The organism is Pseudomonas sp. WP18 (assembly GCF_036689585.1).
Taxonomy (GTDB): Bacteria; Pseudomonadota; Gammaproteobacteria; order Pseudomonadales; family Pseudomonadaceae; genus Aquipseudomonas; species Aquipseudomonas chlororaphis_E.
In genome coordinates, this window is the sequence record NZ_CP144758.1 from 1349500 (window position 1) to 1360527 (window position 11028).

Genomic DNA, 11028 nt, shown 5'->3' on the forward strand with positions numbered 1-11028 from the left:
CACCACAAGGAACGCGCCATGACCCAATCGCTGGCTGATATGCGCCGCGACTACACCCGTGATGGCTTGACCGAGGCCCTGGCCCCGGCCGAGCCGTTTGCACTGTTCCACCAATGGTTCGCCGAGGCGGTCAAGACCGAACAGGCGCCGGTGGAGGCCAACGCCATGACCCTGGCAACGGTGGATGCCGACGGCCGCCCCCATTGCCGCGTCCTGTTGCTCAAGGGGCTGGATGCCCAGGGCTTCACGTTCTTCACCAACTACGACAGTGCCAAGGGCCAGCAACTGGCGGCGAACCCGTTCGCGGCCATGACGTTTTTCTGGCCAGGCCTGGAGCGCCAGGTGCGCATCGAGGGCACGGTGGTGAAGGTCACAGCGCAGGAGTCTGACGCCTATTACCAGGTGCGCCCGTTGGGCAGCCGTCTCGGCGCGTGGGCGTCACCCCAGAGCCGGGTGATCGCCGGGCGCGGTGAGCTGGAAGATCTGCTCAAGGCCACCGAGCAGCGCTTCAGTGACAGCCAACCCCACTGCCCGGAGCATTGGGGCGGCTATCGCTTGCTGCCCGAGCGCATCGAATTCTGGCAGGGCCGCCCGAGCCGTTTGCACGATCGCCTCAACTACCGCCTGCAAGGGGCGAGCTGGACGCGCGAGCGTCTGGCGCCTTAGCATCGGGGTAGTCTGCCGCGGCGGTTTTAAGCCACTGCGGCAGGTCCCGGCGCTTGATTCCTTGCTCCCGCGCACGAGCCAGCTGTTGCAGCATGTAGGCTTTTTTCTGCTCATCCCCTGCTGCCAGCGACAACGCCAGGTCGCGGTCCACCCAGCGTTTGATCCGCACGTACAGCCACCAGTGGAAGTACAAACCGGCCACGGTGGTTGCGACGATGATGAAGTAATCCATGAAAAATCCCAGGTTGATGACGCAGGTTTTGGAAATAGACGCTACTGTTTGGTGAATTTTTCGGGCGCGCCTGTATCCCACCTGAATGAAAGCAATTTTATCCCGGCGAGGCCGTGACAGGCGTCAAGTTGGGGAGTTTAATGAATTCCTGTCTTTTGGAGCTGATGCTATGCGTAAGTCTGTTCTACTGGTTGCTTCCTTTTCTACGATGGCGATGTTGCTCACTGGCTGTCAGTCGAGCCTGACCGGTGACTCCTACTCCCGTGACGAGGCGCGTCGCGTGCAGACGATTCGCATGGGCACCATCGAATCCTTGCGTCCAGTCAAGATCGAAGGCACCAAGACCCCGATCGGCGGCGCGGCCGGTGCCGTGGTGGGTGGCGTGGGTGGCAGCGCCATCGGCGGCGGCCGTGGCAGCATCGTTGCTGCGGTCATCGGTGCCGTGGCGGGTGGGCTGATCGGCTCTGCCACCGAAGAAGGCCTGACCCGTACCCAGGGCGTGGAAATTACCGTTCGTGAGGACGACGGCAGCATGCGTGCCTATGTGCAGCAGGTTCAGGAGAACGAGGTGTTCCGTGTGGGTGAGCGGGTGCGTATTTCCACTGTCGATGGGACGAGTCGCGTATCGCACTGATGGGGTTGTTCTGATGGGGAAACGGCGCTTGGTCCTGGAGGGGAGAGCGCCGTTTTTCGTTGAGGGTGCCTGACACAGGCATTGCCCTGTGCCAGTAATCTCTGCCGGGGTTAGCCCAACCCCGGCGTGGAAGCGGGCTTCCGGCTGGCGGCGGCGGTGACTGCGTAGCCCAGTAACGCCGCCAGGATCGAGCCGGTGAGGATGCCCATGCGGTCCATACCGGCGTAGTCGCTGACGCCGGGCTCGAAGGCCAGGGAACCGACGAACAGGCTCATGGTGAAGCCGATGCCACACAGGATGGCCACGCCCAGCACCTGGCCCCAGTTGGCGCCGGCGGGCAGGTTGGCGATGCCGATCTTCACGGCCAGCCAGGTCAAGCCAAAGACGCCCACGGTCTTACCCAGCAGCAGGCCGATGGCGATGCCCATCGGTACGTGGTGGGTGAAGCTTTCGAGCGTCACGCCGCTCAGGGACAGTCCGGCGTTGGCGAAAGCGAACAGCGGCAGGATGCCGTAGGCCACCCAGGGATGCAGGGCATGTTCCAGGGTCTGCAGGGGCGAGGTCTCGGCGTTTTTCGTGCGCAATGGGATGCAGAACGCCAGGGTGACCCCGGCCAGGGTGGCGTGGACACCGCTCTTGAGTACGCAGACCCAGAGAATCAGGCCCACGACCATGTACGGCCCGAGCTTGACCACACCCATCCGGTTCATCGCCACCAGCGCGGCGATGCAGGCGGCTGCCAGTATCAGGGACAAGGTGGACAGGGCGCCGGAATAGAAGATGGCGATGATGATAATGGCCCCGAGGTCGTCGATGATTGCCAGGGTCATCAGGAACAGCTTGAGCGACACCGGCACCCGCTTGCCCAGCAGTGCCAGGACCCCCAGGGCGAAGGCGATATCGGTGGCGGTTGGAATCGCCCAGCCGGCGAGGGCGGCCGGGTTATCGCGGTTGAGGAACCAGTAGATCAGCGCCGGGACCAGCATGCCGCCAATCGCCGCCGCGCCGGGCAGGACGATCTGCGAAGGGTTGGACAACTGGCCATCGAGGACCTCGCGTTTGACTTCCAGGCCGATCAGCAGGAAGAACAGGGCCATCAGGCCGTCGTTGATCCACAACAGCAGCGGCTTGGCGATCTTCAACGCGCCGACCTGGGCGACCACCGGGGTGTCCAGCAAGCCGTTGTACAGCCAGGACAGCGGTGAGTTGTTGATGACCAGCGCCAGTATGGCGGCGGCGATCAGCAGCAGGCCACTGGCGGCCTCCAGTTGGAAGAAGCGTGTCAGGGAATTACGTAGAGCCAAGATTTGCTCTCCATTCATCGAATCAAAAAGTCGCCACACCCTAACCCGTACTGTTAGTTGTTAAAACAAAAGTTATATTCTTTTTTGTTATATGTCGTTACAACGACCCTGTCACGCGGTTGGGCAGTTACGGGCCATATTGGACCTTAGCTGTACCTGTGCGCGATGTCGGTTTTTTCCTAAGCTGGCGACTGGTTTTTCCGAATCAATCCGTGCCTGCCTGACCGCGGGGGATATCCCCGTGTGAACCGATCCTGTGAGAAAACACCATGAACGACCATCGCCAGTGGGCGCGCGAAGCGATCCGCATCATCGAGGCTGATTTCCAGCGCAGCGCCGATACCCACCTGATTCCACTGCCGTTGCCGGGCCTGCCGGGCATCGAGCTGTATTTCAAGGATGAATCCAGCCATCCCACTGGCAGCCTCAAGCACCGGCTGGCGCGTTCGTTGTTTCTCTATGCGTTGTGTAACGGCTGGCTCAAGCCCGGCGCGCCGGTGATCGAGGCGTCCAGTGGCTCGACGGCGATTTCCGAGGCGTATTTCGCCAGGCTCCTGGGGCTGCCATTTATCGCGGTGATGCCGGCGACCACCTCCAGGGAAAAAATCGCCCAGATCGCTTTCTACGGTGGCCAGAGCCATCTGGTGGAGGATCCTACGCAGATCTACGCCGAATCCGAACGCCTGGCCCGTGAGCACGACGGCCACTTCATTGACCAGTTCACTTATGCCGAACGCGCGACGGACTGGCGGGCCAACAACAACATTGCCGAATCGATCTTCCAGCAGATGCGCTTCGAGCATTACCCGGAGCCGAGCTGGCTGATCTCCAGCCCTGGCACGGGGGGCACCACAGCCACCCTCGGACGCTATGTGCGTTATCGCCAGCACCACACGCGCGTGCTATGCGCCGATGCCGAGCGCTCGGTGTTCTTTGACTATTACCGCAGCGGCGACGCCAGCCTGCGCCTGGATTGCGGCTCGCGCATCGAGGGTATTGGCCGGCCACGGGTCGAGGCGTCGTTCCTGCCGAAAGTCATTGATGCGATGGTCAAGGTTCCGGATGCCCTGTCGCTGGCGGCCATGCACTACTTGGCCCAGCGCCTGGGGCGACGGGTCGGTGGCTCCAGCGGCACCAACCTGATCGGGGCGCTGATTGCCGCACGGCGAATGGTCGACGGGGGCGAGTCTGGGTCGATCGTGGCGATCTTGTGCGATGGCGGTGAGCGTTATGCGACCACTTATTACGACCCCGCCTGGCTCAACGCCCAAGGCTATGAGCTGGACGGATTGATCGCGGTCGTTGCGGCGAGTGTGGAGCGGGGAGAGGCGCTGCCCGAGAGCGTATTGCGGGCCAATATCTGAGCCACGCACCTGCTTTGTGGGAGCGAGCAAGCTCGCTCCCACAAAGCAGGTTTTTCGTCAGGCTTGGAGGCCGAGCATGTCTCGCGCCACGGCCTCGGCAATCCGGATCCCGTCCACGCCCGCCGAGAGAATCCCGCCCGCGTAACCGGCGCCTTCACCTGCCGGGAACAGGCCTTTGACGTTCAAGCTCTGCAGCGATTCATCACGGGTGATGCGCAGCGGCGACGAGGTGCGGGTCTCGATCCCGGTCAGTACGGCATCGTGCAGCGAATATCCGCGAATCTGCTTCTCGAATGCCGGCAGGGCCTCACGGATGGCTTCGATGGCGAAGTCCGGCAGGGCCAGGGCCAGGTCGCCCAGGGAGACGCCGGGCTTGTAGGACGGTTCGACGCTGCCCAAGGCCGTCGACGGCTTGCCGGCGATGAAGTCGCCCACCAGTTGCGCCGGGGCTTCGTAGTTGCTGCCGCCGAGCACGAACGCGTGGGATTCCAGGCGCTCCTGCAACTCGATGCCCGCCAGCGGGCCACCGGGGTAATCCACTTCCGGGGTAATGCCGACGACGATGCCGGAGTTGGCATTGCGTTCGTTGCGTGAGTACTGGCTCATACCGTTGGTCACGACGCGATTCGGCTCGGACGTCGCGGCCACCACGGTGCCGCCCGGGCACATGCAGAAACTGTAGACCGAGCGGCCATTCTTGGCGTGGTGCACCAGCTTGTAGTCAGCTGCACCGAGTTTCGGGTGCCCGGCGTACTTGCCCAGGCGCGCGTTATCGATCAGCGATTGCGGGTGTTCGATACGGAAACCCACCGAAAACGGCTTGGCTTCCATGTACACGCCACGACCGTGGAGCATGCGGAAGGTGTCCCGCGCGCTGTGGCCCAAGGCCAGGATCACATGCCTGGAGTGGAGGCGTTCACCGCTGGCCAGTTCGACGCCGACCAGTTGGCCGTCCTCGATGAGCACGTCGGTAACCCGCTGCTGGAAACGCACCTCGCCACCCAGGGCGCGAATTTCCTCACGCATGTTTTCCACTACGCCTGTCAGGCGGAACGTACCGATATGGGGCTTGCTGACATAGAGGATTTCTTCCGGCGCACCGGCCTTGACGAACTCGTGCAAGACCTTGCGGCCGAGGAATTTCGGATCCTTGATCTGGCTGTAGAGCTTGCCATCGGAGAATGTCCCCGCGCCGCCTTCGCCGAATTGCACGTTGGATTCGGGGTTGAGCACGCTTTTGCGCCACAGGCCCCAGGTGTCCTTGGTGCGCTGGCGCACTTCCGGGCCGCGTTCGAGGATGATCGGCTTGAAGCCCATCTGCGCCAGCAGCAGAGCGGCGAAGATCCCGCAGGGACCGAAGCCGACCACGATCGGCCGTTCACTCAGTTCGCTCGGAGCCTGGCCCACTGCTTTGTAGCTGACGTCGGGCGCTTCGTTGATGTTGCGGTCATCGGCGAACTTGCGCAGCAGGCCGGCTTCGTCGCGCACCGTCAGATCGATGGTGTAGATGAAGCACAGCTCGGAAGACTTCTTGCGTGCGTCGTAGCTGCGCTTGAACAATGTGAAGTCGAGCAGTTCATCGCTGGCGATGCCCAGGCGCTGCAGGATGGCAGCGCGCAGGTCTTCTTCGGGATGGTCGAGCGGCAGCTTGAGTTCGGTGATTCGTAACATGGCGGGGTCCGGTTCGCGGGGCGCACAACTGCGCCAGGGCGTTCTTCAAACCGGCGATTATAAGCTGCAATCCCTTGCCGCAGTGAATCAGTCGTCGCGAGCGCCACCGAAATAGGCGCAGCCGCGCTGAACCTGGCCGTTGACCCGCACTTCGGCGCTCATGTGCTGGACACTGCCGGTGACGCTGTCGACGCAGCGCTGGGGCGCGACCCAGAGTTCGACCTTCTGGCCGTTGGCTTCGGTGCTGAGGTTGAAGCGGCCGTCCCCCAGTTGTTCCTCCAGGTAGGGCACCGCCAGGGCTGGCTGGCCTTCACGTTCGAGCACCAGGCCCTTGCCGTTGGCCTTCAGGTCCCATTGCGGACCATGCCCGGAGGCACGCAGGACCAGCCGCTTGAAATTGCCGTCGTCGCACGCGCTGCCCGAGCGTTCGAGGCGATACAACTGCTCCAGGTCCAACTGGCTGTCGGCCCCCGCCGTGGCGCTGGACACAATGCGACCTCGCACATCGGCAAACAGCTTGCCCTGGTTGTCGGCCAGGCTCGCGGCCTGTTGCAACACGCTGGTGCCGCCGCTGTCGTTGACGATATAGCGGCGCTGTTCCTGGCAGGGCTGGAACACCAGTTTGCCATCGGCGGCCGTCAGTTCGCCTTGCATGCGCGTTTGCCCGGCGTGGGAAACGCTTTGGCGTGGCGCGTCGAGCAACTGGCAGCCGGCGAACAGCGGCAGGAGGGCGATAAACAGCAGGGAGCGGGCGGCACGCATCATTGGGTCTCCAGACAGGTGCCGCCACGTTACTCAGACTGATCCCGCATCACAAGCAGGAGCGTAGGCAAGATGCTGTTTAGCCCACGTGAAAGGTCTGACCGGTTTGTAGGCCTTCGACGCTTTTGGCGTAGGCCAATGCCACGTCGGCGGCGGGCACTGGCTTGTATCCGCGAAAGTACGGGGCGTACTTGTCCATCGCCTCCAGCAGCACGTTCGGGCTCACCGAATTGACTCTCAAGCCCCTTGGCAACTCGATGGCCGCCGCGCGGACAAAACTGTCCAGGGCCCCGTTGACCAAGGCCGCCGACGCGCCGCTCTTGATCGGGTCGTGGCTGAGCACCCCGGTGGTGAAGGTGAAAGAGGCGCCGTCGTTGGCGAATTCGCGGCCGATGAGCAGCAGGTTGACCTGGCCCATCAGCTTGTCTTTCAAGCCCAGGGCGAAGCTTTCTTCGCTCATGTCGCCCAAGGGCGCGAAGGTGACATTGCCGGCGGCGCAGACCAGGGCATCGAAGCGCCCGGTCTTTTCGAACAGGGCGCGGATCGAGGCGCTGTCGCTGATGTCCACTTGCAACTCGCCGCTGTTGCGGCCGATGCGAATGATGTCGTGGCGCGGCGACAGTTCGTGGTCGATGGCCGAACCGATGGTGCCGTTGGCGCCGATCAACAGGATTTTCATGGGCTGTTCCTCTATGGATGGGAAGAGGTTGCAGTCTAGAAGGGTTCCTTTTGTTGATAATCGTGCTAATAGGCAACCTTTGGTTTTCAATTGGAAACAATCCAATGAGCGAGATGGATGACCTGGCGGCGTTTGCCGTATTGATGGAGGCCGGCAGCTTTACTCTGGCGGCGCAGCAGTTGGGCTGTAGCAAGGGCCAGTTGTCCAAGCGCATCAGCCTGTTGGAAAGCCGCTTCAGCGTGGTGCTGCTGCAACGCACCACCCGGCGCCTGAGCCTCACGGCGGCGGGGGCGGCGTTGTTGCCCCAGGCCCAGGCGCTGCTGGTGCAGGTGGAAAAGGCGCGTCAGGCATTGGCCCGATTGAAGGACGACGTGGCCGGGCCGGTGCGTATGACAGTTCCGGTGTCGTTGGGCGAAACCTTTTTTGAGGGTTTGCTGGTGGAGTTCGCTCACACGTATCCCCATGTGCAGATTGAACTGGAACTCAGCAACGGCTACCGCGACCTGGCCCGCGAAGGCTTCGACCTGGCGATCCGCTCGGACGCCGCCATCGACGAGCGACTGGTGGCTCGGCCGTTGTTGGCGTGGCACGAAATGACCTGCGCCAGCCCGGCTTATCTCGACCGTCATGGCGAACCGGACACGCCCCAGGCCCTGGCGGAGCACCGCTGCCTGCTCAACAGCCATTACAGCGGCCGGGAGGAATGGTTGTACCACCAGCAGCACGAACTGCTGCGGGTCCGGGTGTCGGGGCCGTTCGCCAGCAACCACTACAGCCTGTTGAAAAAAGCCGCCCTGGCCGGTGCCGGAATCGCCCGGCTGCCGTCGTACCTGTTGCACGAAGAATTGGCTGACGGGCGCTTGCGACGGATCCTGAGCGGTTTTCAGACTCGGCGCATGCCGATGTACTTGGTGCATCCCTATCAAGGTGGCCTGCCCAAGCGGACGCAGGTGCTGGCCGACTATCTGATCGACTGGTTCAAGCGCAGCGGTGAAGCGTTGGACCGTCTCCAGGGATAGCGCCACACAGGCCCTGGTGGGAAGGCGCCTGCTCGCGAAAACAGTGGATCAGTCGCCAGTGCTGTTTTTGACACCGCGCTTCTGTGAGCAGGCTCGCTCCCACACAGCGACCCAGTGGTCAATTGACAGTTTGCCGGGCCCGCGTGCCATCAAGTAGAGCAGCACGGCGGCCCAGGTGCCATGGGTCGGATAGGCATCCGGGTAGACGAAGGTCTGGATGGTCAGGGTCATGCCCAGCAGCGCCAGCGCCGAGAAACGCGTGGCAAGCCCCAGCAGGATCAGCACGGGGAAAAAGTGCTCGGCGAATGCCGCCAGGTGAGCCGCGACCTCTGCCGACAACAACGGCACAGGGTATTCACTCTTGAACAGTGGAACGGTCGAGTCGGCCAGGTGCGGCCAACCGAGCTGGAAGGTGCCGTCGATCAGGTCGATGGCCAGCCCTTCAACCTTGGTCTGCCCGGATTTCCAGAACACCGCGGCAATGGAGAACCGCGCAATGAAGGCGATCAGGCTGTGTGGAATCTGTTCCAACAGGGCGATAGCGCGTGTGACGAGCGTGTTCATGGCAAGACCTTGTCGTGATGCAAGCAAGTGATGGCGTGGTGGTTGATCAGCAGCGCCAGGGTGTGGCCCGGGTCGGCGTCCGGCGCAAAGGCCCACGCCTGGTCCAACGACAGGCCGTTTTGCAGGTGCTGGATGAAGGTGTATGTCGCGTGGTCGATAGCGAACACTTCGACGTCGAGCCCATTGCGCAGGACCAGGGCTTGTTGTGCCTGGCCCGGATCGATGCCGGCGAGTGTCTCCCCGGCCTGATGAGCGGCCCAGATCGCCACGACCGCGAAGGCTGAGGCGAGCAGGTGCACGGACGGATGAAGCATCACGCGCAGCGTGCCCAGCGAGGGCGGGGCGGCGAGTGCCGCGGCCAGGAGCCCAAGGTCCGCGGCCTGGGCGTCAGCGGCGTGGTAGGCCAGTGTGCGCAGTCGTTCCAGCCGGGCCACATCCGCCAGGTACGGCACGGAGGACGCCGGTTCGAAACGCTCGATGAAATCCGCCAGGCCGGCGCCGTAGCGATTCATCAGTGGGCTGTCGGGTGCGCAGGCTTGCGCGTGAACGCCCGCCATGGCCTGGAAGAACTCATCGCCAACCAATTGCCGAACCACCGGGTAGCCGTCCGCCAATGCGTTGATCAATGAGCCCAGGACGTTGTTGCGATACACCGCGAAGCGGCTCGCCGGGTCGGCGCCGTTGGCGCAGCACAAACCGGGTGGGCACGCCTGCCGGGGGTCGAGCAGGGCGGCGGCGAATGTGGCCTGGCTGCTCATATCAGCCTCCGCGCGCCGTGCAGCAGTTCGTCGGCCTGGCGGGCTTCCTCCTGCAAGACGCTGAAGGCCGGTACTTGGTTATCTCGCTCGATCAGGGTTGCCACCGGACCGATGCGCTTCAGCACTTGCCGATACAACGCCCAGACCGCCAGGTCGATGGGGGCGCCATGGTCGTCGATCAGTAAACGGTCACCCAGGCTGTCGGCATCTTCGGCAAACCCGGCCAGGTGTATCTCGCCCACGGCGTGCAGCGGCAAGGCATCGAGATAAGCCAGGGGATCGCGCTGGTGGTTGACGCAGGACACGTAGAGGTTGTTGACGTCCAGTAGCAGGCCGCAACCGGTGCGGCGGATGACATCGCCGAGGAAGTCGGGCTCGTCAATGGTCGAGCGTTCGAATGCCAGGTAGGTCGCCGGGTTTTCCAGCAACATCGGGCGCTTGAGGGTTTCCTGCACGTGTTCGATGTGGGCGCAGACGCGGTCCAGCGTTTGCGCGTCGTAGGCCAGGGGCAGCAGGTCGTTGAGAAACACCGGGCCATGGCTCGACCAGGCCAGGTGTTCGGAAAAGGCTTGGGGTTGATAGCGTTCGATCAGTTCGGCGAGGCGCTTGAGGTGCACCTCATCCAGCTTGCCCTCGGTGCCGATGGACAGGCCGACACCGTGCAGCGACAGCGGATAGTGTTCGCGGATCAAACTCAGGTAATGATGAAACGGGCCGCCGGCCACCATGTAGTTTTCGGCGTGGACTTCAAAGAAACCGATATCGGGCCTTGAACCGAGCACTGCTTGGAAGTGCCCGGTCTTGAGCCCCAGCCCGGCACGGGGCGGGAGCTCGACGTGGGCTGCCTGGGCGCCGGGGACAGCAGGTTTGCAAGACGTGGTCATGATCGACACTCAGGCAGCCAGGGGATCAGGACTTGGCTTTGAAGGCTTCGAGCTGGCCGAAACCGGTCGGCGACGTTTTGCTTTCGGTGGTCATGCAAGTGCCTTTCGGGACGAGTTTCCAGGCGTTGCCCTGGTAGTCCATCTTGGCGGTGCCGGCACAGGTCGTGCCCGCCCCGGCGGCGCAGTTGTTTTGCCCTTTCATGGCGACGCCAAAGCATTTTTCCATGTTGTCGTCAGCGGCGTGGGCGGTCGATACGGCGGCGATGCTCAGCGCGGAACCCAGGGCCAGGACCAGGGCGGAAGCGGACAGGGTGCGGGTGGTAGCGGACATGATGTTCTCCAGTTCTTCTTGGGAAATGAACCGGCGTGAGCGCCGGTCTGCTGAACTAGAGACGGGACGTGGGGAAGTGTTACAGCGAGTGCTTGAATTTTTTCCCAGCGGGAGCAAGCGCCCTCGCCACGTAGCGGTGCAGGTGTGCAAAAAAAACGGC

General features: G+C 63.1%; 13 protein-coding genes. 4 read left to right on the top strand and 9 right to left on the bottom strand.

The genetic code is table 11. From position 1 onward, the window contains the following. The first annotated feature begins 18 nt into the window (after positions 1-18). Positions 19-666, top strand: a complete 648-nt coding sequence (gene pdxH, locus V5F23_RS05905) for a pyridoxamine 5'-phosphate oxidase (RefSeq protein WP_042731887.1) — start codon at positions 19-21, stop codon at positions 664-666. Here the strand turns inward: pdxH and V5F23_RS05910 are convergent. Then, positions 614-898 carry a hypothetical protein gene (locus V5F23_RS05910; protein WP_042731886.1) on the bottom strand — a complete coding sequence of 95 codons (285 nt, stop codon included), beginning with the start codon at positions 896-898 and terminating at the stop codon, positions 614-616. The genes pdxH and V5F23_RS05910 overlap by 53 nt on opposite strands. 169 nt (positions 899-1067) lie before the next feature. Between V5F23_RS05910 and V5F23_RS05915 the strand changes: the two genes are divergently transcribed. Beyond that, positions 1068-1532, top strand: coding sequence for a glycine zipper 2TM domain-containing protein (locus tag V5F23_RS05915; protein WP_003184697.1), 465 nt, complete (start codon positions 1068-1070; stop codon positions 1530-1532). Between the two features lie 110 nt (positions 1533-1642). On the opposite strand, the gene nhaA is transcribed toward V5F23_RS05915, so the two are convergent. Then, positions 1643-2836: a Na+/H+ antiporter NhaA gene (gene nhaA / locus V5F23_RS05920; RefSeq protein WP_042730104.1), complete on the bottom strand. Its 1194-nt coding sequence runs from the start codon at positions 2834-2836 to the stop codon at positions 1643-1645. 269 nt (positions 2837-3105) lie between these two features. Between nhaA and V5F23_RS05925 the strand changes: the two genes are divergently transcribed. Further along, positions 3106-4200 (top strand): PLP-dependent cysteine synthase family protein, encoded by a 1095-nt coding sequence (locus V5F23_RS05925; protein WP_047736959.1) that lies wholly within the window; start codon positions 3106-3108, stop codon positions 4198-4200. Positions 4201-4257: 57 nt separating this feature from the next. Here the strand turns inward: V5F23_RS05925 and V5F23_RS05930 are convergent, their stop codons facing one another. The 3 genes from V5F23_RS05930 to V5F23_RS05940 all read right to left on the bottom strand — a co-directional run bounded on the left by V5F23_RS05930 (position 4258) and on the right by V5F23_RS05940 (position 7312). Continuing rightward, positions 4258-5871, bottom strand: coding sequence for an NAD(P)/FAD-dependent oxidoreductase (locus V5F23_RS05930; RefSeq protein ID WP_047736955.1), 1614 nt, complete (start codon positions 5869-5871; stop codon positions 4258-4260). Positions 5872-5958: 87 nt separating this feature from the next. Beyond that, positions 5959-6633 carry a hypothetical protein gene (locus V5F23_RS05935; RefSeq protein WP_123579583.1) on the bottom strand — a complete coding sequence of 225 codons (675 nt, stop codon included), beginning with the start codon at positions 6631-6633 and terminating at the stop codon, positions 5959-5961. Positions 6634-6712: 79 nt separating this feature from the next. Beyond that, positions 6713-7312 carry a short chain dehydrogenase gene (locus V5F23_RS05940; RefSeq protein WP_042730101.1) on the bottom strand — a complete coding sequence of 200 codons (600 nt, stop codon included), beginning with the start codon at positions 7310-7312 and terminating at the stop codon, positions 6713-6715. 104 nt (positions 7313-7416) lie between these two features. On the opposite strand from V5F23_RS05940, the gene V5F23_RS05945 reads away from it, so the two are divergent. After that, complete coding sequence (locus tag V5F23_RS05945; RefSeq protein WP_042730100.1) at positions 7417-8331, top strand: LysR family transcriptional regulator; 915 nt, start codon at positions 7417-7419, stop codon at positions 8329-8331. A 48-nt stretch (positions 8332-8379) separates the two neighbouring features. Here the strand turns inward: V5F23_RS05945 and V5F23_RS05950 are convergent, their stop codons facing one another. Genes V5F23_RS05950 through V5F23_RS05965 form a run of 4 tightly spaced genes read right to left on the bottom strand, consistent with a single transcriptional unit; the run spans position 8380 to position 10868 of the window. Further along, positions 8380-8895: a DoxX family protein gene (locus tag V5F23_RS05950; RefSeq protein WP_042730099.1), complete on the bottom strand. Its 516-nt coding sequence runs from the start codon at positions 8893-8895 to the stop codon at positions 8380-8382. Then, on the bottom strand, positions 8892-9653 hold the full coding sequence (locus tag V5F23_RS05955; protein WP_047736951.1) for a DNA-binding domain-containing protein: 762 nt from the start codon (positions 9651-9653) through the stop codon (positions 8892-8894). The genes V5F23_RS05950 and V5F23_RS05955 overlap by 4 nt, the downstream gene beginning before the upstream one ends. Then, positions 9650-10537: a DUF692 domain-containing protein gene (locus tag V5F23_RS05960; RefSeq protein ID WP_338497759.1), complete on the bottom strand. Its 888-nt coding sequence runs from the start codon at positions 10535-10537 to the stop codon at positions 9650-9652. Before V5F23_RS05960 ends, V5F23_RS05955 begins: the two co-directional genes overlap by 4 nt. A 25-nt stretch (positions 10538-10562) precedes the next feature. After that, positions 10563-10868 carry a DUF2282 domain-containing protein gene (locus V5F23_RS05965; RefSeq protein ID WP_042730096.1) on the bottom strand — a complete coding sequence of 102 codons (306 nt, stop codon included), beginning with the start codon at positions 10866-10868 and terminating at the stop codon, positions 10563-10565. Positions 10869-11028 lie beyond the last annotated feature (160 nt).

Excerpts from the sequence above, each read along its gene's own strand:
- V5F23_RS05910 (WP_042731886.1), bottom strand. The coding sequence starts at position 898 with ATGGATTACTTCATCATCGTCGCAACCACCGTGGCCGGTTTGTACTTC.
- V5F23_RS05955 (WP_047736951.1), bottom strand. The coding sequence starts at position 9,653 with ATGAGCAGCCAGGCCACATTCGCCGCCGCCCTGCTCGACCCCCGGCAG.
- V5F23_RS05940 (WP_042730101.1), bottom strand. The coding sequence starts at position 7,312 with ATGAAAATCCTGTTGATCGGCGCCAACGGCACCATCGGTTCGGCCATC.
- V5F23_RS05965 (WP_042730096.1), bottom strand. The coding sequence starts at position 10,868 with ATGTCCGCTACCACCCGCACCCTGTCCGCTTCCGCCCTGGTCCTGGCC.
- V5F23_RS05925 (WP_047736959.1), top strand. The coding sequence starts at position 3,106 with ATGAACGACCATCGCCAGTGGGCGCGCGAAGCGATCCGCATCATCGAG.
- pdxH (WP_042731887.1), top strand. The coding sequence starts at position 19 with ATGACCCAATCGCTGGCTGATATGCGCCGCGACTACACCCGTGATGGC.
- V5F23_RS05960 (WP_338497759.1), bottom strand. The coding sequence starts at position 10,537 with ATGACCACGTCTTGCAAACCTGCTGTCCCCGGCGCCCAGGCAGCCCAC.
- V5F23_RS05945 (WP_042730100.1), top strand. The coding sequence starts at position 7,417 with ATGAGCGAGATGGATGACCTGGCGGCGTTTGCCGTATTGATGGAGGCC.
- V5F23_RS05935 (WP_123579583.1), bottom strand. The coding sequence starts at position 6,633 with ATGCGTGCCGCCCGCTCCCTGCTGTTTATCGCCCTCCTGCCGCTGTTC.
- V5F23_RS05950 (WP_042730099.1), bottom strand. The coding sequence starts at position 8,895 with ATGAACACGCTCGTCACACGCGCTATCGCCCTGTTGGAACAGATTCCA.
- V5F23_RS05915 (WP_003184697.1), top strand. The coding sequence starts at position 1,068 with ATGCGTAAGTCTGTTCTACTGGTTGCTTCCTTTTCTACGATGGCGATG.
- V5F23_RS05930 (WP_047736955.1), bottom strand. The coding sequence starts at position 5,871 with ATGTTACGAATCACCGAACTCAAGCTGCCGCTCGACCATCCCGAAGAA.